This window comes from Streptomyces sp. NPDC044704, assembly GCF_056433525.1.
The window spans coordinates 267,479-288,028 of sequence record NZ_JBWKGY010000004.1 but is presented as its reverse complement, the minus strand read 5'-3'; the positions used below and the strand labels follow the sequence as shown (position 1 = coordinate 288,028).

Below are 20,550 nucleotides of genomic sequence, written 5' to 3'. Positions count from 1 at the left end.
GGCCGATGCCGGGGCGGCCGTGTGGTGACCGGGGGCGGTGGAGCCGGCGGCGGGGGCGGAGGCAGCTCCATCGCCGGCAGCAGCGGACCGCCCGCGCGCAGCCGGGCAACGGTCAGTTCGTTGCGGCGGCGTGCGGTCGGCGAGTCGTCGCGTGCGTAGACGAGCCGGATGCCGGCGAGGCCGAGGTTGTGGACGGTGAAAAGCCGGTAGCCGAGCGCGTGGGCGATCTCCTCGACGCGGTGCCGCTGTGCGGCCGTGGCGTGGCCTGGCAGCAGCTCGACGCGCCCGCGGCCGTCGAAGCGCGAGCGTACCTCGTCGTCCTTCACCTGACTCCACCCCCGGGGAACGGCCGGCGGCCAGGCGGCCGCCACGCACCACGATCGTCGCACGCGCGCGAATCCTCCGCGATCACGATCACGATCACGATCACGATCGCCTGACGTCGAGTCAGTCCGGTGTGCCGCTGTGGTTCCGGAGGACGTGCACGGCCCTGTCGAAGGCCGAGTCCTTCCGCTGGTCGAACTCCTCCTTGGTGAAGACGGGTTCGGTGAGGTGGGGCGGAATGCCCGCGCCGTCGAAGGTCCTGCCCGAACGGGTGAGGAACTCCTCGTTCGGGAGCCAGGCCTCCATGCCGTTGGGGAGCTTGCGCTCCAGGTGGTCCGAGAAGGATCCCTGGGTGGGCTGCCCGATCCGGACCGTCTTTCCGGGCCGCTCCATGAGGGCCTGAGTGAACGTTTCCCCCGCGCTGAGGGTCGAGCCGCCGGTCAGCACGGCGACCGGCCCGGTGTAGCGGGGGCCCTGGGCGGGCGTGACGTACGCGGCCTGGGGGCGCGTGTGCCGGGTGGGGTCCGCGGGGTCGTTGCGGGCCCGCTTGGAGTAGGCGAGGTAGGGGGTGTCGGTCAGACGCCCGGCGAGGTGGAGGCCCAGGGCGTCGTCGCCGCCCCCGTTGATCCGCAGGTCGATGACCAGGCCCTTCAGGCGCCGGGTGCGCTCCTGGCCGAGGACCGTGTCCAGCGCCCTGTCGAGCTCGGCCAGCTCGGCGGCGTGGCCGCCGTCGGCGTACCCGGTGAAGCCGGAGATCCGGAGGTAGCCCTGCCCGCCGGGGAGGTCGGCGTAGGTGATCCGCCCCTTGGCGAAGTCCTGCGACTCCCGGGCGTCCTTGAGGTCGCGCTCCACGATGTACTTCTTGACCTCGGCGTCCAGTGTCCCGTCGGGCATGACGGTGCCGGGGCGGACCCGGTGGAAGAGGCGGGTGCCGCCGCCCAGGACGGCGACGTGGGCGTCGTTGAGCGGTGTGACCATCTCGCTGAAGACGGCGAAGAGTTCGTCCTTCGACGTCTTCGCGTGCACCCGGGGCCGGTACTGGTCGCGTACGGCGTGCCAGTCGATGCCCTTGGCGGCGAAGAAGGGGTAGTTCTCCTCGAAGGACTGCCAGAAGACGTCGAAGGCGGCGAGCGAATCCTCCGGGGCCGTGGACGTACAGGCCTCGGGCAGCGCCGGGATCCGGCGCAGGTTCCGGACGCCGACGTCGCCGGCCGTCCCCACGGACCCGCGCTGCCCTTGGACGCGTACGGTGAAGACGGTGCCGTCGGACGTCGTGTAGGTGCCGGCACCGGTCCGCTGCGCGGAATCGGTCTTGAGGCAGCTGACGGCGGTGGTCTGGTACTCCTGGAGAGTTCCGTTCCGGATGGAGAGCACGGTGCCGTAGCCGTCCGTACGCCAAGTTCCTTCTGTGCCGGGCTGTTGGGCGGTGGCGGCAGGCGCCGTTCCGGCGGCGAGGGCCAGTACGGCGGTGGTGGCCGTGACGATGCGCACGATCTTGCCTTGTCTGTAGGCGACTTGCTCGGTACTGCCCCACGGTCGCCGACGCGCGGTCCGCCCGACCATCCGGCTATCCGGTTGATCTTGGTGGGGCAGGCCCCCGCTACCGGCGGTACCCGGCGCGCGGCTGTGGGGCCGGTCCGATAATCGCTGCGGCGGGCTCGCGTCCTCGGGCACAATGCCCGCGATGATCTCCACTGCCGATGAACTGCTCGCCGCCCTCGAACCCCTGCCGCACGCCGCCCGGCTCCGGGTCACCGCCGTCACCGCTCACCGGCTCGCCACCCGGGGCGAACTGCACCCCCTGCTCGCCGCCCTGGACGCGCGCGGCCCGTACGAACGCCGCCTCGCCGCGCTGGCGGCCCTGACCGCCGGGGAGACGGCACACCTGGCGCACCGGCTGGGCGACCCCGACCCCGTGGTTCGCCGGTACGCGCTGCGCGGCGCCCGGCGACTGCCCGTCCCGGACGCCGTCGTCGAGGCCGCGTACGACGACGCCCCCGCGGTGGTCCGCGCCGACCTCGCACGGCTGCTGCGCGACGGGAGCCGGCCCGAACTCGCCGAGCGACTGGTGCTCCGCGTGCGCGGCGAGTACGGCGACCGGGACGCCGCCCGCCTGCTGCCGGGCTGCTCGCCCGGGTTCACCGCGCGGCTGCTGCCCGAACTCGCCCGGGCGCTCGCCTTCGAGGACTGGAGCACGCTGTCCGCCCGGCATCCCGCCGCCGTCCTCGACCACGCGGAACGGGAACTCGAAGACCTGCCGGAGCAGTTGCGCGACCTCTGGTGGAGGCGGCACGCCACCGCTGTGGCCGCCGCCACGACCGCCGCGCCGGGGCGCGTCCTCGATCTGCTGGAGCGGTACGCCCCCGCCAACCTGCCCGGTCCGGTGCACGACCGGCTGGGCGAACTCGTCGCGGTGGACGCCGGGCGCGTCGTGCGCTGGCTCGCCGACCCCGGCCGGGCGGCCGAGCGGTGGGAGCGGACACCCGGCCGGGCCGTCATGCGGCAGCTGGTGGCGGCGGATCCGCCGGCCCTGCCCGAGCTCGGGGCCCGGTGGTTCCACCGGGACGCCTTCGGCGTACTGCTGCGGTCGGTGCCACCGGCGCGCCGGCCCGGCTTCCTGGACGCCGTCGTCGCGTGCGATCCGAGCAGGGAGCCGCACGCCGGGGTGCTCGCCCTGCTGCCGCCCGCCGAGCAACAGGCCGGAGCCCGGGCGGAGATCGAGGCACTCCGCGCCGAGCGCGGCACGGACTGGGACGTCTCGGACCTGCTCGCCCTGCTGCCGCCCGCCGAGGCCCGCCCCGAACTCCTGGCCGCTCTCGGTACGGGCGACTCCGAGGAGCGCGGGACGATCTGGGACCGGCTGGTCTTCAACGCGGGCCACACCCGTGATCCGGGGCAGGTCGCCGAGGTCCTCGCACTGGCCGCCGGCCGACTGTCCAACGAGCGCGACCCCGTACGCGGGGAGGCCCTGTCCGGCTTCGCCGACCTGCCGACGCCGCTGCTCGTGGCGGCCCTCGGGACGGGCGCGCCCACCGGGGACCGCACCGGGGCCGACTCCCTGGAACGGCTGTGCCTGGCCGCCCTACGGGCCCGGGACTGCTCACCCGGCACCCGGGACACGATCCGGACCCTGGCCGTCACCCTGCTTGCCGCCGTCGCGGACCCGGCTGCCGATGCCGGCGCCGCCGCCCTGCCGACCGCCGTACGCATCGTCGAGGCGCTGACCGCCCACACCGGCACGCCGGAACTCGGACACCTGGGCGCCGTGCTGCGCGGCAGCGGGACGAGCATCCTGCTCGACGTACTCGGCCCGTCGCTCGACCGGGCCGCCGAGCGCGGGGACGTCCTGCCCCTGCTCGCGCTGGTCACCTCCTGCGGACACCGCGCGTACCGGATACCCGAACTCCAGGACCGCCTCGAACAAGCCCTGCACACCTGCCCGGACGGGGACTTCGCCGATGTCGCCGCAGCCTGGCTGGCCGATCCCGCGACCCGCGGCCACCGCGTGGCCGAGCTGCTGGCACGGGAGCCCTCCGCCGTCTTCCTGACCCCGGTGCTCACCGTGCTCGCCGCCGAGCGCACCGACCTGCTGGACCTCGCGCTGCCCGCCGTCCCCCTCCCGGGTGGCCGTTTCCCGGTGTCCGGAACCCCCCGGCCCCTGCCCCCCTTCCGGTACGCCGACCGGTGGCTGCCCCGGCAGCAGCAGGCCGCGGTCCAACTGGCCGCGGCCGTCATCGCCGACACCGGCCGGGGCCTCCACGAACGTGCCGCGCTGCTGCGCGCGGTGGCCCCGGTACCCGGGCACGGGCGGGCCCTGCTCCACCGCCACACCCGCCCGGCCGGCCACGCCGAGCCCGCTCTGACGGCAGCGGCCCTGGACGCGGCCGCGCACACGGACGACCCGGCCTCGGCCCTCGCGGCCATGCTCGACCATGCCGGCGACGACAGCGCCGCGGCCGCCTGGTCCGCCGCCGGCCGCGCCGCTGCCCACGCCCGGCCCACCCAGGTCGCGGCCCTGCTCCATGACGTCCTGACGCGGGAGAGCGGGGTGAAGGTCACCGTCGGCAAGGCGGCCGCCCGGCTGGCCGCCCGACACCTGCCGCCGGGCGCCGCCACGACGCTCCTGTCCACCGTGGGCAGCGCCCCGGGCGTCCATCCGGACGTGCGGGCCACCGTCGTCGGTCTGGCCGCGACGCTGCTCCCGGCCGAGGAGATGTGGGCCCTGCTGGAGTCGGCGGTCACCGACGGACCGGACCCCGCCAGGCGCACGCTCCTCGACGTGAGCCCGGCGGATCTGGCTCCGGCACATCGCGCGCGGTACGGGGAGCTGGTCGCCCGCCTGCCCTTCGTGGCCGGCGGACAGATGGCGGACCAGGCCCTGTCCGAGCTCCGCGACTGGGCGCGGTACACCCCCGCGGCCGGAACGGCGCTGGCGGACGTCTACACCGACCTCGCCTCGTCGCTGAGCGCCAGGCAGGTGAGATACGCGCTGACGGAGCTGGCCCAGTCCGAACTGCCCCACCCGATCGGCGGCGTGGCGCCGGGCAGCCTTCTGCACGACGTCGACCGGCTCCTGGCACGCATCGCGGCCGGCGAACCGGAGGGCGGCGGGCGGGACGGGGATCTGCCGGCGCGCCGCCGCCTGGAGTCCCTCCTCGGCTGGTTGGTCCAGGACCACCGGATGTGCGCGGCCCTGGCCCGGCAGCTGACGGCCGAACCCGCGGTCACGGGCACCCGCACCGCCCTCCTCGTAAAGGCGGTCGACCTGGAGGCTGCCGAGCCCGAGCTGCTGCTCTCGCTCGGCGAGCTCATCGCCGCGCTCGAGGGCCGGTCCGTCCTCGCGGTGGGGGTGGCCAAGTACGTGGAGGAAACCCATCGGTCCGGCAACCGGCTCGCCGACCCGGCCGCGGTGCTCGCCGCGGTCCGTGCCCTGAGCGGCGGCGGCGGTCTCCCGGAGGGCCTCCTCGCCGTGGGCCTCGCCAGGGCCGTCGGTATCCGCCAGGACTGGCCTGAGACCTGCCGCGCCGTCGTCGTCGAACTGCGCCGCCACCCGGAGCGGGAGGTCCGCGAGGCCGCGTACGCCACGGTCCTGGGCGAAAACTGAGCGGCGCGCCGCGGCGCACCGATGAGTTTCGCGGTGCCCGGCTGTCTACCCTTCCGTAAGCCTGAAGAGCGCAGCAGCCGCCCGGGAAGGGTGAGGAACATGAAGTACATGATCCAGATGAACGTGCCTGCCGCCCAGTGGGACACCATCATGTCGGCCTACTCCAAGGACGACATGGAGGCGATGTTCGCCCACATGAACTCCCTCAACGAGGACCTGGTCTCAGCGGGAGAATGGGTGGACGGGCAGGGCCTGGGTGGTCCCTCGCTGGTCAAGACGGTGCGGGCCGGGAGCGACGGACGGCCGCAGGTGACGGACGGCCCCGCCCAGGCGGGGGGAAGCATCCTGGCCGGGTACTGGCTGGTCGACGTCAAGGACGAGGACCGGGCGCTGGAGATCGCGGCACGGGCGTCGGCGTGCCCCGGCCCGGGCGGGGCGCCGGGCGCCGACCCGGTCGAGGTGCACCCGATCCCCGGGGACCCGACACAGGCCTGAGCCGACCGGAGCGGGCGACTCCCCGGCCGCCGCGAGCGGGCCGCCGGGGACATCGGGCACGGGGCGGTGCACCTGAACCTGATGGCCGCCACCGGCCGACCCGTCAGGCCGGCGCGGCCGCCTACGGAGTTACTTGGTGCCGAGACCGGCGTCGGAGACCTCGGGCTTGCCGGCGGCCTTGAGGACCTTGTTCAGGAGCCTCAGGTCGTAGATGCCGGCGAGGTCGGGCTGCTCGATGAGCTTGGCCTTGACCGCCCAGTCGGACTCGGTCTTCAGGGTGGTGGCCAGCGGGTCGTCGGTGACGAGGATGCTCTTCCACGCCGGGTCGATGACCTTGGCTTCGAGCGGCTTGCCGCCCTCGGCCTCCAGCCTGGCGTTCGCGGAGGCCTTGGCCTTGTCCGGGTTGGCGTTGATCCACTCGTTGGTCTTCACCGTGCCCTTCAGCACGGCCTCGACCACGTCCGGGTGCTCGTTGAGGAACTTCTGCGACACGATGATGTTCGTGATCACGAACTTCTTGTCGGGCCACAGGTCGGTCTCGTCGAGGAGGACGGAGGCGCCGTCGGAGACGAGCTTGGAGGCCGTGGGCTCCGGCACCCAGGCGCCGTCGACCGAGCCCTGCTTGAAGGCGTCCGGGGTGACCTTGTTGTCGGTGCGGACGACGGAGACGTCGCCCTTGCCGGACTCGGGGTCGACCTTCCAGCCCTTCTCGGAGATCCAGTTGAGGAACGCGACGTCCTGCGTGTTCCCCTTCTGGGGGGTGGCGATCTTCTTGCCCTTGAGGTCGTCCAGGGTCTTGATCTTGTCCGGGTTCACGACGAGCTTGACGCCGCCGGAGGCCGAGCCGGAGATGATGCGGAGGTTGGAGCCCTTGGACTTGACGTAGCCGTTGATCGAGGGGGAGGGGCCGATGAAGCCGATGTCGAGAGAGCCGCCGTTGAGGGCTTCGATCTCGGACGGGCCGGCGTTGAAGGACTGCGGCTTGAGCTTGGTGCCGTTCAGTTCCTTCTCGATCAGGCCTTCCTGGAGGCCGACGAGGGCGGTGGCGTGCGTCAGGTTCGGGAAGTAGCCGATGCGGACCTCGGACGCGGAGAGCTTCTTGGCGCCGTCGGCCACGTTGGCGGCCGTGTCCTTGGGCTCGTCCTTCTTGGCCTCGGAGCCGTAGCCGCAGGCGGTGAGCAGCAGGGGAAGGGCGGCGGTGACGGCGAGGGCGCGCAGGGCGTTGAGCGGTCTTGCGGCAGACACGGAGGTGTCCTTTCACGGGACGGGGTACAGGGCGTGTGGAACGGAACCGGCTGCGGAGCGGAGTGGCGCAAGGGTGACGGCACGCGGGGCACCCCCTTCCGGCCGTCGGCGGCGGGATCGAGCCCGTGGGCTGAGCGGCGGACGGGTGCCGGACGGCCCGGGGGCGATCGCCGAGCCGTACTTCGGACACCCGCGACTTCGGACACCACCCGCGACTTCGGACACCCCCGACTTCGGACACCCGAGGGCGGTGACGTCGACCGACGGTGACGGGCACCCAACGGCGCCGTGCGTGCGGGGCCGGGACCTGGGGGTGGGTCAGGCAGGCTGACAGATGGCGCTGGACGTACGGACCAGGTCGATGTGCCGACGGGAGGTCAGGGGCGGCATCGGGCCCGCGTGGTGCGGTGTTCGCACGGCCACCTCCTGAATTCCTAGTTTCCCTACCGGGCTGGTAGGCATATTGGCAGGCGGAGGCACCCGCCCCAAGGGGGTGACCACATGATGGACGCCGTGATCTCGCGATATGAGAACCCGCAGGTGGGCGGGGAGATCAGGGCGTAGGTATCGGGGCGCGGGATCAGTACGCGGGATCAGGGATTGGTCCAGGCGTCAGGGGCACGGGTCAGCGCGGACACGTCGGCGGGCAGGTCGGCCGCCGCGACGTCGGCGAGCGTCACACCGTCGAGGATCTCGCGCACGTTGGCCCGCAGCGCGATCCACAGGGGGAGGAGCGCCTGGGCGGGACCGGTGTACGAGAGGTCCGGCGGGCGGACCCCGCGTACCGAGACGAGCGGTCCGTCCACGACGCGGATGACGTCCGCGATGCTGATGGAATCGGCGGGCTTGGCCAGCCGGTAGCCGCCGTTGCCGCCGCGCTGGCTGAGTACGAGGCCACCCCTGCGCATGTCGTTCAGGATGCCTTCGAGGAACTTGTGCGGGATGTCCTGGGCGTCGGCGATGGCTTCGGCCTTCAGTGGCCCGTCATCCTGTGACGCGGCGAGCTGTAGCGCGGCACGTACCGCATAGTCCGCCCTGGCTGAGATCCGCATGCGGACATTATCCCGCACGACGTGCGCCGATGTCCGTCGCGGGTGGGCCGTCGGCCGCCGGGCGGGTGTCCGTGCCCGGCGGCCGAGCGGATCAGGGCGCGGCGGGGGCGTCCGGTGTCAGTGGAAGGCCGCCGCCACGGCTCGGTGGGAGCCGTTCAGGTAGTGCTCGCCGATCGAACGCAGGCGGTGCGCGGCGGGGTAGTGGGCCGTCAGGACGCGGGCGTTGCGCCAGAAGCGGTCCAGGCCGGGGGCGTCCGCGAGCTCCAGTACCCGCGCGGTGACGTGCAGCGCCGCCTTCGACGTCACCGTCTCGGCGGTGGCGACCAGGGCGGCGACGCCCGCGGGTTCCTCGGCGTCGAGCTGCGCGCCCGTGTCGAGGGCCTGCGCCATGACCTCCGTAGCCCGGTCGACCACGGCGGTGGCCGTCTGGGCGGCGGAGGCGAGTTCCCCGTACGTCAGGAACAGGTCCGGGTCCGCGCCGGGCAGCCGGTACGCGCGGCCGCCCCTGCTGAGGTCGCGCGCTTCGGTGAGGGCGCCCTCGACGATGCCGAGGCCGACGTGGCAGAGCGCGAGCCGGAGCGCCGGTCCGGCGAGCGCGGTGAAGGGCGCGATCGACTCCTCGTCGTGCGGCCGGCGGCCCAGCACCTGCCCGGGCGGGACGGTGACCCGGTCGAGGACGACTTCGCCCGCGCCGACGACGCGCTGCCCGAGGCGGTCCTGGGCGGGTTCGATGGTCACGCCCCGCGCGCCGAGCGGAATCCGCAGGAGCAGGTCGTCACCGGTGACGGCGCAGAGGGCGTCGACCACGATCTGGTCCGCGACGGAGACGGCCGTGTCCACGAACCGGCGGCCGTTGAGCACGTAGCCGGTGTCACGCGGCCTCAGCGTGAGGTCCGGCCCGTCGGTGTCTTCGTGCGGTCCGGGCGTGCGGACGGCCCCGGTCCACAGCCATTGCTCGCGCGCCGACTCCTCTTCGAGGGCGCTCGCGTGGTGCGGTCCCGCGTAGAAGCGTCCGCTCCACGCGTGCACGTAGTGGCGGGCGAGTACGTCCCCGACGGAGCTGTCCGCCGCGGCGATCCTCCGTACGACGGCACATGCGGTACGCCAGTCCGCCCCGCGGCCCGGCCCGGGCGGCGTGAGGGCCGCCAGCAAGCCGGCCTCGCGCAGCCGGGCGGCCTCGTCGGTGGGCGGCTCACCCGCCTGGTCGCGGGCGATCGCGTCCGCGGCGAGGTCGTCCGCGACATCGCGGGCGGTACGCAGCAGCCCGCGGCGCAGCTCGTCGGCGGTCCGGCGGGCGGCGGTGCTCGGTGTCGTCGGCACGGGCGTCACTGACAGGCCCGGGTGCAGCCGCGCGGCGCGGGGGATGGGGCTGGGCGGACGGCGGTGCCATGCGGGATGGCAGGGGTCATGTCGGCTACTCCGGAACGTTGTTGGGCGGCGGTGGCGAGCCGTGACGCGTACCGAGCCCGGCGAGTGCCGATGGCACCGGCGTCCGGACGGGCCGAGCTCATCGGAACCCCACCTTTCCCATCGGATTGATAGGGATACTCGCCCGCGGCGACCTTCGCGGCAAGAGCGCGACCGCATGGTGGACAGCGCCGTCTCGTCATGGAAGATGACGTGCCGTCAATTTCTGGCGGTCCGGCCAGAGGTCCGTCCCGGTGCCCTCGCGGGGCTTCCGGGGGCTCCGGCGGTCACGGGCGCCATCCGTTCCCCATGGAATCGATAGGGAAGTATTGACGCCCGCCCGTCGGCCCGCTCACGATGTGGCCATGTCCCCGTCGCAGCCGTTGCTCGTACGCCGCAGGCACGTTGACTTCCGTCTCGTCGCCAGCTGCGTCTGCCGACCCGTCTAGTGTCGGGCTCCTTCGACAGGGCGTTCCATCGACGCGCGCAGGCCTTCCGGCCGCCGCTCCTCCCGTACGTCGGGCTCGTCCCCTGACTCCGGGTCTCCCGAGCCGCAGGGGTCGTACCCCCGGCGCGCGTCATGCTTCCTCGCGCGGTCGTTCCGCCACGGAGAGCCCCGCCCCGTCGCGTCCGAACACCCGGCATCCCCACCCACTCCGAGCAGCCGAGGGGCTCATCGTGACCACCGCACTTCCCGCACACTCCACCCGTCGTTCCCCGGGTTTCCACCTCCAGCTGGTCGGCGGCGGCCCGGTCGGGGTCCCCGCCGACGGGACCGGCGGCGGCCGCGTCGGATACCTCGTGTTCCTGCCGGCGGACGTCGACCCGGTGGCGCTCATGGAATCGCACGGCGTGCGCCCCGAGATCCGTCCCCCGGGGCCCGGAACGCGTCCCGCTGCCCAGCCGGAACCGGCCCCCCGGCCCGAACCCGTCCACTCGGACGACGCCATCCGGGTCGACCAGGACCGGCGGCTGATCGAGGTCGACGGGCGTGAACTGGACCTGACGTACCTGGAGTTCACCCTCCTCGCCCACCTCGTGACGCATCCGCACACGGTTCACACGCGCGAGGCCCTCATCTCGGGCGTCTGGGGATACGGGCACGTCGGCGACGGCCGAACCGTCGACGTCCACGTGGCCCGGCTGCGCCGCAAGCTCGGCCCCGCCTACCGGGACCGCATCTCCACGGTGCGCCGAGTGGGATACAGGTACGCGCCCGACCGCCGGTAGCCCGGGTTCGGCGAGGGGCGTCGTAGGGGACGGCCGGCCGCACGTCGGCGGGCCCGCGCGGGGTCGCCGGGCGCGGGCCCCCGGGCTGCGGCCTTCACTCGGCGCAGGCGCTGGCGAGGTCCGGGGCGATGTTGAGGACCGTGTCGGTACCGGTCACGGAGAACAGCCTCGCGATGTGGGGCGCCAGGGGGCCGGCGAGGACGAGGTGCTGTCGATGATGGGCCATGAGGAGCGTGTTGAGCACGGACGAGTCGACGAAGGAGACCCGCCCCAGGTCGAGGACGGTGCGTGTGACGCCGGCGTGGCAGGCGGCGTGCAGAGCCTGGCTCAGGGCGTCTTGGGAGTCGATGTCGAACTCTCCGGAGCACGCGATGATGCGGGTGCCGTCCTGGTCGGGCAGCGCCCGCACACACGCCAGGTCTCCCACGTCTACTCCCTCGTCGCCTCGTACCCGCCCGCGGCGCCGGGAGCAGCAAGCCGCGCCGACACCGGCCGCACCCCTCGGCGGCTGTCGACACGCGAGATTACATCTAACTTCCAGGTATGAAAAACTATACTGGCCGACATAGAAATCTGCCAGCGGGGGCGTGCGAGCTCTACAGTCGTCCTCTGTGACCGAACCTTCCCCGCACCTCCGTGCGACCACAGACGCCTACGACGCCATCGCCGTCCGCTACGCGGATCTCGTCCGCGACTCGCTCGACGACCTTCCGCTGGACCGCTCGTTTCTCGCCGCGTTCGCCGAACTCGCGCGAGCCGCCGATGCCGGGCCCGTCGCCGAGCTGGGCTGTGGTCCCGGATATGTGACGGGCCATCTCCGAGACCTGCGACTGGACGTCTTCGGCGTCGACCTTTCGCCGGTGATGATCGACCTCGCCCGGGAGGCCCATCCGGACCTGCGGTTCGAAGTCGGTTCGATGCACGCCCTGGACCTGGCCGACGGCGAGCTGGGCGGCATCGTGTCCTGGTACTCGGTCATCCACGCTCCGCCGCGGGAAATTCCCTCGTACTTCGCCGAGTTCCGCCGGGCCCTGGCCCCGGGAGGGACTCTCCTGCTGGCGTTCTTCGAGTCCGGGGGCGGTCCGGTGGCGGCGTTCGACCACAAGGTGACGACGGCCTACCGGTGGCCGGTCGACGAGCTCGCCGGGCTGGCCCGCGAGGCGGGTTTCGTCGAAGTCGGACGGATGCTGCGCGAGCCGCTCGCGGAGGAACGCTACCGACGCGGCCACCTGCTGATGCGCGCCGAGGACCGCCGGCACGGTCCCGCCGCCGGGAACCGGCCCGCCTGAGCCTCCCTGCGCCGCCGGCTCCTCGCCCGCCCGCGGGTCAGGCGGCGGGCTTGCCCGGCTGGTCGTGGGTCGAGCAATGGATGCCGCCGCCGCCCGAGGCGATGGTGTCGATCGGGACGGGTACGACGTCCCGCTTGGGGAAGTGCTCGCGCAGGATCGCGCGGGCCCGGTCGTCGGCCGCGCGGTCGCCGAAACGGGGCATGAAGACGGCGTCGTTGGCGACGTAGAAATTGGCGTACGTCGACACGAAGTCGTCGCCCTCGCCGGTGATCCTGTTCAGGTCGGGCTGCGGCAGGTCGATGACCTCGAAACGCCGGCCCCGGGCGTCCGTCGCCTTCGACAGGACGGCCTTGGCCTGGTCGGCGGAGCGCGACCAGGAGTCCGCCGGGGTACTGGGGTGCGCGCGGTCCAGCAGGACCACGCCGGGCGCGGTGAAGCGCACGAGGCTGTCCACGTGGGCGTCGGTGATGTCCTCGCCGCGCACGCCGGCCAGCCAGATCACCTTCTCGACGCCCAGGGTCTGCTTGAGTTCCTTCTCGATCGTGTCCCGGCTCTTGCCGCGGTTGCGGTTGTCGTTGACGATCGAGCTCTCGGTGATCAGCAGGGTGCCCTCGCCGTCGGGCTCGAAGGATCCGCCCTCCGCGACCAGCGGCGCCTGGAGGCGCGGGATCCCGTACTTCTGGAGCAGGCCGCGGCCCACGACGCCGTCGTTCTTGTGTTCCTGCTTGTTGCCCCAGCCGTTGAAGTTGAAGTCGACCCCGACCACCTTGCCGCCCTCCTCGACGAAGACGGGCACGGTGTCACGGGCCCAGAGGTCGTCGACGGCCAGCGGAATGACCTCCACCTGGGAGCCGCACGCCCGCTGCGCCGCGTCCACCTGGTCGGGCCGGGCCATCATGACGACCGCCTCGTACTCCCCGACGGCACGCGCGATCCGGGCGATGTCCTCGCGGACGTAGGGCAGGTCCTTGTCCCAGACCGAGGCCAGCGCGGGCCAGGACATGAAGGTACGGGTGTGGCTCTCCCACTCGGCGCCGAGCCGGCGCTTGCCGCCCGGGGCGGCGGACGGGGAGGACCCGGCGGTCGCGGGTGCCTGGGCCCCGGACGCGGAGGGTCCGCAGGCCGCGGCGCCCGTGATGGCGGCGCCGATTCCGGCGAGGGTGCGAAGGACGGTCCGACGGGTGGGGGGCAGGAAGGACACGGGAACTCCGATCGTGGGCCGGCCGGAAGGCGTGCTTCCGGCCAGGGCGGGCGCGGGAGGTGGCGTAGGCCGACAAACCGGGCTCTACGGACAAGAATGCGCGCTCCGCACCGCGAACGGCCGCTCTGTAGGAAGAGTGATGCGGCCTCGTGTTGCCACTGTGGCACTGACTGGAAATTCAGTCAACTCGTGGCCGACGCGGAACGCAGTCGTCCTATTTCCACTCGGACCGCCTCGCGCAGCAGGTCGCGGGCGTGCTCCAGGGGGAGCAGGCCGCTGAGCCAGCGGACGCTGAGTCCCTCGAGCAGGGCCGTCAGTCGCTCCGCGGCGGCGGTGACGGCCCCGCGCGGCGCCTCCGGGCACAGCGCGGAGAGGGGGTCCGCGACCTCCGCGACCCAGGCCGCGCCCGCCGCGGCGAGTTCGTCCCGCAGCTCCGCATCGAAGACCGAGTGGGCCCGCAGCTCAGCCCACGCCGTACTGTTCTCGCGGACCTCGGGGACGTCCTGGAACTCCAGCAGCAGGGTCCGTTCCAGGAGCTGCCGCGGATCGGCCGCGGGGGCTCCGGGCCCGGCCTCCCCCGTCGCGGTGTAGCGGTCCGCCCGGTCCCCGACGAACGCCAGGGCGTGCCGCAGGATGCCGGGCCGGTCCTTGAAGTGGTAGTAGATCAGGGCGGTGGACACGCCGGCCTCGGCGGCCAGGTCCGCCACGCGCAAGCCCCGGACGCCCTGACGTGCGATGACCCGTGCGGCGCCCGTGAGGATGGCTCGTCTGCGGTCGGTCACTGTGTATCCCTTCCGGTCGTGTGCGTCTCGCATTGTCACACATTGACTGAAAGTTTAGTTAGGGGCACGATGCGCGCAGGTCGATTGCCGCCTCGTTGAAAGAGCCCCCGCATGTCCGAGCACCTCCACGGCGTACCACCCGCGCCGACGGCGCTGTCCGCCGAAGACCCCTACGAGATCGGCGGCTACCGCCTCCACGCCCGTCTCGGCTCCGGCGGCATGGGGGTGGTCTACCTGGCGTACACCCCCGGAGGGCGCCCGATCGCGCTGAAGGCCGTCCGCAGGGAGTTCGCCGCGGACCCCGAGTTCCGCGAGCGGTTCGCCCGGGAGGTGGCCAGCGCCCGCCGGATCCACGGACTGTTCACGGCCCAGGTGGTCGACTCCGGGGTCGACGACCGCACGCCGTGGCTCGCCACGGCCTACGTGCCCGGGCCGTCGTTGCAGGAGGTCGTGCGGCGGCACGGACCGCTGCCGGTGCGCACGGTCCTGCTGCTCGTCGCCGGCATCGCCGAGGCGCTGCAGGCCATACACCGGGCGGGCGTCGTCCACCGCGACCTCAAGCCCGCCAACGTACTGGTCACGGACGACGGCCCCCGGGTGATCGACTTCGGCATCGCCCGCGCGGCGGACGCCGCCGCCCTCACGGGTACGGGCCTGCGCATCGGCACCGCGGCCTTCATGGCCCCCGAGCAGGCGCTCGGTCTTCCGTCGAGCGCGGCGACCGACGTCTTCGCCCTCGGGGCGCTGACCGGGTACGTGGCGGGCGGGGTCCCTCCCTTCGGGCACGGGCCGGAGTCCGGAGCCCTCTACCGGGTGGTCCACGAACACCCCGACCTCGCCCGCGTACCGCGGGACCTGCACGACCTGATCTCGTGGTGCCTGGCCAAACGCCCCGAGGACCGCCCCACGACCGCGGAACTGATCGAGTCCGTGCACGCGCACCCCGTGGTGGGTCCGCGTCCGGAGTTCACCGACGGCTGGCTGCCCCGCCCGGTCCTGGAGGAGGCCGGCGGCCTGGGAGGCATCGGTACACCCCCTCCCGGGCACCTCCAGCCGACCCGGACCGCGACCGCGACCGCGCCCGCGGCCCGCGAGGGCGCCGGGCCTGCCCCCGAACAGTCCGGGCCGCCGGGGACACGGAACAACTCCTCCGCCCCGGCACCGGCGCCCGCGCAGGGGCCCGGCCCAGACCGCCGGTCGCCGCGCCGCGGGCGACGGGGCCTGCCGGTGGCGGCCCTGACGGCCGCCGCCACCTTGCTGGGCTGCGCCGGGGCCGTCTACTACCTGGACGGCCCGGGCGGGGAGGGGGCGGCCACCGGCGGAAACCCCGCGCCCCGATCAGCTCCGCCCACGGGCTCCGGGTACCTGCCCGGCTACGCGCAGGCCAGGCTCACCGCTCCCGACTCCGGCTACGAGTTCGACCTGAAGACGGGCAAGGTGGTGACCGCGGAAACGGCTACCTGGTACCTGGCGCGAGACGGCCGGGCGTTCCTGCCGTCCGAGGAATCCGACGCCTTCCTGGCTGACGGCGGGGAACTGGGCCCGGCCGGCTGCGTACACGGCATCGAGACGCGCCCGGCCGCCGCCCTGCCCTTCGACGCGCTCGCGAACGCACGGCCGTTCTGCGTGCGGAGTCCGGACCGGAGCGAGATCGCGATCGTGCGGCTGGCCGGAACGGCGGCCGACGGCTCCGTCACGATCGTCGTGGACCAGTACCGCCGGAGCTGAAGCCTTCGCGCCGCCCGGAGACCCATTCGCCCAGGGAGACCCATGGACATCCGCCGCACCACCCCCCGAACCGGGTCCGCACCGGCGCGTACACCTGGTGACGGGCCGCGTACACCTGTCACGGAGGGCCCCGGTAGGGTGCGGACCATGGCGTCTCGCAGCACTCAGATCCTCGAAGCGGCCGCACGGGTGATCGCCCGGCGCGGGGTCCGCGGGCTGCGCGTGGAAGAACTCGCGGCCGAAGCCGGCGTCTCAACCGCCCTGATCTACTACCACTTCAAGGACCGTACGGGGGTGCTGCGCCAGACCCTCGAGTTCATCAACGACCGCGCCGAGCGCTACACCACCGACCGCGACCCGGACGACCCGCCGCTCACGCCCCGGGAAGAGCTGGAGGAAACGCTCCTCCTGGAGCTCCAGGACACCGCGGAGGTCCGGGAGAACAGCTCGGCCTGGGGTGAACTCCGCGCCAGCGCCGTGTTCGACGAGGTGCTGCGCGAGGATCTCGCCCGCGCCACCCTGGTCTGGGTCCAGGAAGTCGCCGCGCTGCTGGGCCAGGTCGAACCGATGACCCCGGCCTCCTCGCTCGCCGCCGCCGCCGAACGCCTCACCGCCCTCCTGGAAGGCCTCAGCATGCGCTGGCTCAGCGGTGGCACCAGGATCGATCACGCGCGGGAGCTCATGCGCGGCGCCATCGACGCCGAACTCGCCGGTCTCCGGCAGAACTGACGCCCCCGGCGGCCCCCCGCTGGGGGTCCAGGGAGGTTGTGCCTGCCCCCGAATGCCGTCCGGCCCTGCCCTTCCCTCGGGAGGGGAACCTTTCGCCACGCCATCTATTGACTGAATTTTCAGTCAATGCCAGAGTGGGGCCCAGAGCCGCCGCAGGCCCCGCAGAGTCCCGCCTCGCAGGCCGTGGACCGGCCCGGCCCGCGGGCAAGCGCCCGCCTCCGAACCTCTCCCATTGCTCCGCACTCCCGGCACACCGGACGACGGACTCGCGGCCCCGGTGGCCCACCCCACCCGCCTTCCGAGGGAAGGAATGATCATGAAGGTTTCGACCGGCCAGGTTTCCTGGGTGGAAGCCCGGTGGGCCCCGTGCCCCTGACACCCACCGAACGCGACCGGCTCCTGCTGTTCACCGCCGCAGAACTGGCCCGGGCCCGCCACGCCCGCGGCCTGCGGCTCAACGTCCCGGAAGCGACCGCCGTCATCGCCGACACCGTGTGCGAGGCGGCACGCGACGGCCTGCGCCTCGCCGACGCCCTCGAACGCGGCCGGAGCGTCCTCGGTCCGGACGACGTACTGCCCGGCGTCGCGGACATCGTGACCGAGGTGATGGTCGAGGCGGTGTTCGAGGACGGCACCCGGCTCGCGGCGATCAGCGAACCGTTCGGGTCGCACCCCCGTGACGACGGCGCGCCGGGCGCCGTACTGCCCGGGGCGGACACCGTGGAGGCGCTCGCGCCGCTCCTGACCGTCACCGTGCGCAACACCGCGACGGTTCCGGTCAGCGTGACCTCCCACTTCCACTTCTTCGAGGCCAACCCGCGCCTGGACTACGACCGCGCCGCCGCGTACGGCATGCGTTTGGCCGTCGCCGCCGGGTCGTCCGTCCGCTTCGACGCCGGCGCCACCGTCGAAGTCGGTCTCGTTCCGATCGGCGGCGACCGGATCGCCATCGGCTTCGCGGGCCTGGTCGACGGCCCGCTGGACGCCCCCGGAGCGAAGGAAGAGGCCCTGATCAGGGCCGCGGCCTGCGGCTACCTCGGCGTGGGCGCCCCGGAAGGAATCCCGACATGAGCAGACCGACACGACACGGCGACCACTGCGCCCCCGGCAGCCGGCACATCGACCCGCGCGAGTACGCGGCGGTGCACGGTCCCCGCGCGGGCGACCGGGTACGGCTCGGTGACTCCGGGCTCACCGTCCGGGTGGAGCACGACGCGCAGAAGCCCGGCGACGAGTTCCTGGCCGGTTTCGGCAAGACGGCCCGCGACGGCCTGCACCTGAAGGCCGCCGCCGTCCGCGAGACCTGCGACGTCGTGATCAGCAACGTGCTGGTCATCGACGCGGTCCTCGGGATCCGCAAGGTGTCCATCGGCATTCGCGAGGGCCGCATCCACGCGATCGGCCGGGCCGGCAACCCCGACACCCTCGACGGCGTCGACGTCGTCGTCGGCACCGGCACGACCATGATCTCGGGCGAGGGTCTGATCGCCACGGCCGGAGCCGTGGACACGCACGTCCACCTGCTGTCCCCGCGCATCATGGAGGCCTCGCTCGCGAGCGGGGTGACCACGATCATCGGTCAGGAGATCGGGCCCAGCTGGGGCGTGGGGGTGAACTCGCCGTGGGCGCTGAAGCACGGTTTCAACGCCTTCGACGCCTGGCCGGTGAACATCGGTTTCCTGGCCCGCGGTTCGTCCTCGGACGCGGCCCCGCTGGTCGAGGCGCTGGCCGAGGGCGGAGCTTGTGGTTTCAAGGTCCACGAGGACATGGGCGCCCATACCCGGGCGCTGGACACCGCGCTGCGGGTGGCCGAGGAGCACGACGTGCAGGTGGCCCTGCATAGCGACGGCCTCAACGAATGCCTGTCCGTCGAGGACACCCTGCGCGTCCTGGACGGCCGGACCATCCACGCCTTCCACATCGAGGGCTGCGGCGGCGGGCACGTGCCCAACGTGCTGAAGATGGCGGGCGTGCCGAACGTGATCGGCTCCTCCACCAACCCCACCCTGCCCTTCGGGCGGGACGCGGTCGCCGAGCACTACGGCATGATCGTCTCGGTCCACGACCTGAAGCCGGACCTGCCCGGCGACGCCGCGATGGCTCGCGACCGGATCCGCGCCGGGACGATGGGGGCCGAGGACGTCCTGCACGACCTGGGCGCCATCGGCATCACCTCCTCCGACGCCCAGGGCATGGGCCGGGCCGGCGAGACCATCCGCCGCACCTTCGCCATGGCCGCCAAGATGAAGGGCGAGCTGGGACCGCTGGCCGGCGACGGCGAGGGCGAGGGCGACGACAACGCCCGCGTCCTGCGCTACATGGCCAAGCTGACCATCAACCCGGCCATCGCCCACGGCCTGTCCCACGAGATCGGCTCCATCGAGGTCGGCAAACTCGCCGACATCGTGCTGTGGCGCCCCCCGTTCTTCGGCGCCAAACCACAGCTCGTCCTCAAGTCCGGCTTCCCCGCCTACGGCGTCACCGGCGACCCCAACGCCGCCACGGACTGCTGCGAACCGCTCGTGCTCGGCCCCCTGTTCGGCGCCCACGGCGCCGCCCCCGCGGACCTCTCGGTGGCGTTCGTCAGCCGGGCCGCCGCCGAGTCGGGCTCCTTCGGCGCACCGTACGACGCGCTCGGTACCCGACGTCGCCGGGTCGCCGTGCGGGGGACCCGTGGCATCGGCCCGAAGAGCCTCGTCGGCAACGATCGGCTGGGGGACGTCGACGTGGATCCCCGTACCGGTCTCGTGACGCTCGACGGGGAACCCCTGCGCTCCGAACCGGCCCAGCGGGTCTCCTTGAACCGCCTCTACTTCCTCTGAGGGAGCGGTCCCGCATTCCGCGTCCACTCACCCCTTCGCTCTTGACTGAATTTTCAGTCGAGTGGAAGACTCTGCCAACGAAAGAAACGAGACACCTGATGGCCGATTACCGTATGCCTGCCGAGTGGACCGCCCACGAGGGCTGTCTGATGGCCTGGCCGACCCGCGAGGACCTGTGGGGAAGCGTGCTCGCCACGGTCAAGGAGGAGTACGCCGACGTCGCCCGCGCCATCGCGGCCTTCGAGCCCGTGACGATGGTCGCCCCGCCCGGCCACGGCGCGGACGCCCGCAACCACTGCGGCGCGGACATCACCGTGATCGAGCTGCCGCTCGACGACTCCTGGTTCCGCGACTCCGCCCCGCTGTTCGTCCTCGACGGGGACGGCAACCGGGCCGGCGTGGACTTCCGCTTCAACGCCTGGGGCGGCAAGCACCACCCGTTCGACGCCGACGACCGGGTCAGCGCCCTGCTGCTGGAGCACCTGGGGGTCGACCGGATCGCCTCCGACATGATCCTCGAAGGCGGAGCGGTCACCGTCGACGGCGAGGGCACGCTGATCACGACGGAGCAGTGCCTGCTGCACCCCAACCGCAACCCCGGCATGAGCCGGGACGAGATCGAGGCCGAACTGAAGGCCCGGCTCGGGGTCACCAAGGTCATCTGGCTGCCGTACGGCGGTCTGCTCGACACCGAGACCGACGGCCACGTCGACGGCGTCTGTGCCTTCGCCGCACCCGGCACCGTCGTCGTCTCCCTGCCCGACAACCCCAACCACCCCGACTACGCCCGGATGCGCGCCAACCGAGAAGTCCTCGAAGCCGCCACCGACGCCCGGGGCCGCCGGCTGGAGATCGTCGACGTACCGCAGACGGCCTTCGCCGACGTCGCCGACGGCGAGATCGAGGTCTCGTACCTGAACTACTACATCGCCAACGGCGGCGTCGTCGTCCCGGTGGCCGGGCTCCAGCAGGACGAGGACGCCCTCGCCGTGATCGCCTCGGCCCACCCCGGCCGCAAGGTCGTCGGGGTGCGCGCGCTGGCCATCGCGTTCGGCGGCGGAGGCGTGCACTGCATCACCCAGCAGATTCCCGCCGCCCGCACCACGATCACCGCCGGCTGACCCGGGCCGACCCCGTTCCCA

18 protein-coding genes are annotated in these 20,550 nt (G+C 72.9%); 10 read left to right on the top strand and 8 right to left on the bottom strand.

Annotated elements, in window-relative coordinates:
- Window positions 1-188: 188 nt before the first annotated feature.
- Window positions 189-440, top strand: a complete 252-nt coding sequence (locus tag AC07B0_RS12105) for a hypothetical protein (protein WP_356883426.1) — start codon at window positions 189-191, stop codon at window positions 438-440.
- A gap of 7 nt (window positions 441-447) precedes the next feature.
- On the opposite strand, the gene AC07B0_RS12100 is transcribed toward AC07B0_RS12105, so the two are convergent.
- Window positions 448-1,815 carry a S41 family peptidase gene (locus tag AC07B0_RS12100; protein WP_356883428.1) on the bottom strand — a complete coding sequence of 456 codons (1,368 nt, stop codon included), beginning with the start codon at window positions 1,813-1,815 and terminating at the stop codon, window positions 448-450.
- A 193-nt stretch (window positions 1,816-2,008) separates the two neighbouring features.
- Here AC07B0_RS12100 and AC07B0_RS12095 point away from each other — a divergent pair, with 193 nt between their 5' ends.
- Together AC07B0_RS12095 and AC07B0_RS12090 are read left to right on the top strand one after the other, a co-directional pair.
- A complete protein-coding gene (locus AC07B0_RS12095) occupies window positions 2,009-5,428 on the top strand; it encodes a hypothetical protein (RefSeq protein WP_478897839.1) in 3,420 nt (1,139 codons plus the stop codon).
- A gap of 99 nt (window positions 5,429-5,527) precedes the next feature.
- The gene (locus AC07B0_RS12090) at window positions 5,528-5,923 is read left to right on the top strand and encodes a YciI family protein (RefSeq protein ID WP_469382676.1); all 396 of its coding nucleotides are present in this window, start codon (window positions 5,528-5,530) and stop codon (window positions 5,921-5,923) included.
- 129 nt (window positions 5,924-6,052) lie between these two features.
- Here the strand turns inward: AC07B0_RS12090 and AC07B0_RS12085 are convergent, their stop codons facing one another.
- From AC07B0_RS12085 to AC07B0_RS12070, 4 genes are all read right to left on the bottom strand, one after another.
- Window positions 6,053-7,168, bottom strand: coding sequence for an ABC transporter substrate-binding protein (locus AC07B0_RS12085; protein ID WP_478897837.1), 1,116 nt, complete (start codon window positions 7,166-7,168; stop codon window positions 6,053-6,055).
- A gap of 318 nt (window positions 7,169-7,486) precedes the next feature.
- Window positions 7,487-7,558 (bottom strand): putative leader peptide, encoded by a 72-nt coding sequence (locus AC07B0_RS12080; RefSeq protein ID WP_356883799.1) that lies wholly within the window; start codon window positions 7,556-7,558, stop codon window positions 7,487-7,489.
- Between the two features lie 203 nt (window positions 7,559-7,761).
- Window positions 7,762-8,220 carry an RrF2 family transcriptional regulator gene (locus tag AC07B0_RS12075; RefSeq protein WP_356883797.1) on the bottom strand — a complete coding sequence of 153 codons (459 nt, stop codon included), beginning with the start codon at window positions 8,218-8,220 and terminating at the stop codon, window positions 7,762-7,764.
- A gap of 117 nt (window positions 8,221-8,337) precedes the next feature.
- Window positions 8,338-9,540 (bottom strand): acyl-CoA dehydrogenase family protein, encoded by a 1,203-nt coding sequence (locus tag AC07B0_RS12070; RefSeq protein WP_356883795.1) that lies wholly within the window; start codon window positions 9,538-9,540, stop codon window positions 8,338-8,340.
- A 765-nt stretch (window positions 9,541-10,305) separates the two neighbouring features.
- Here AC07B0_RS12070 and AC07B0_RS12065 point away from each other — a divergent pair.
- Entirely contained in the window at window positions 10,306-10,857 is a 552-nt protein-coding gene (locus AC07B0_RS12065) for a winged helix-turn-helix domain-containing protein (protein ID WP_478897834.1), read from the top strand.
- Between the two features lie 94 nt (window positions 10,858-10,951).
- Here AC07B0_RS12065 and AC07B0_RS12060 read toward each other — a convergent pair whose 3' ends face one another.
- Window positions 10,952-11,284, bottom strand: coding sequence for an STAS domain-containing protein (locus AC07B0_RS12060; RefSeq protein ID WP_356883792.1), 333 nt, complete (start codon window positions 11,282-11,284; stop codon window positions 10,952-10,954).
- Window positions 11,285-11,468: 184 nt separating this feature from the next.
- On the opposite strand from AC07B0_RS12060, the gene AC07B0_RS12055 reads away from it, so the two are divergent.
- A complete protein-coding gene (locus AC07B0_RS12055) occupies window positions 11,469-12,146 on the top strand; it encodes a class I SAM-dependent methyltransferase (RefSeq protein ID WP_356883790.1) in 678 nt (225 codons plus the stop codon).
- A gap of 37 nt (window positions 12,147-12,183) precedes the next feature.
- Here AC07B0_RS12055 and AC07B0_RS12050 read toward each other — a convergent pair whose 3' ends face one another.
- The gene (locus tag AC07B0_RS12050) at window positions 12,184-13,347 is read right to left on the bottom strand and encodes an agmatine deiminase family protein (protein ID WP_478867230.1); all 1,164 of its coding nucleotides are present in this window, start codon (window positions 13,345-13,347) and stop codon (window positions 12,184-12,186) included.
- 182 nt (window positions 13,348-13,529) lie between these two features.
- On the bottom strand, window positions 13,530-14,129 hold the full coding sequence (locus tag AC07B0_RS12045; RefSeq protein WP_478897832.1) for a TetR/AcrR family transcriptional regulator: 600 nt from the start codon (window positions 14,127-14,129) through the stop codon (window positions 13,530-13,532).
- A 111-nt stretch (window positions 14,130-14,240) separates the two neighbouring features.
- Between AC07B0_RS12045 and AC07B0_RS12040 the strand changes: the two genes are divergently transcribed.
- The 5 genes from AC07B0_RS12040 to AC07B0_RS12020 all read left to right on the top strand — a co-directional run bounded on the left by AC07B0_RS12040 (window position 14,241) and on the right by AC07B0_RS12020 (window position 20,529).
- Complete coding sequence (locus AC07B0_RS12040) at window positions 14,241-15,857, top strand: serine/threonine-protein kinase (RefSeq protein WP_478897830.1); 1,617 nt, start codon at window positions 14,241-14,243, stop codon at window positions 15,855-15,857.
- Between the two features lie 147 nt (window positions 15,858-16,004).
- Window positions 16,005-16,586, top strand: a complete 582-nt coding sequence (locus tag AC07B0_RS12035) for a TetR/AcrR family transcriptional regulator (RefSeq protein ID WP_356883782.1) — start codon at window positions 16,005-16,007, stop codon at window positions 16,584-16,586.
- Window positions 16,587-16,952: 366 nt separating this feature from the next.
- Window positions 16,953-17,657: an urease subunit gamma gene (ureA, locus tag AC07B0_RS12030; RefSeq protein WP_478867232.1), complete on the top strand. Its 705-nt coding sequence runs from the start codon at window positions 16,953-16,955 to the stop codon at window positions 17,655-17,657.
- Window positions 17,654-19,408, top strand: coding sequence for an urease subunit alpha (locus AC07B0_RS12025; RefSeq protein WP_478897828.1), 1,755 nt, complete (start codon window positions 17,654-17,656; stop codon window positions 19,406-19,408). The genes ureA and AC07B0_RS12025 overlap by 4 nt, the downstream gene beginning before the upstream one ends.
- A gap of 98 nt (window positions 19,409-19,506) precedes the next feature.
- Window positions 19,507-20,529: an agmatine deiminase family protein gene (locus AC07B0_RS12020; RefSeq protein WP_478897826.1), complete on the top strand. Its 1,023-nt coding sequence runs from the start codon at window positions 19,507-19,509 to the stop codon at window positions 20,527-20,529.
- Window positions 20,530-20,550 lie beyond the last annotated feature (21 nt).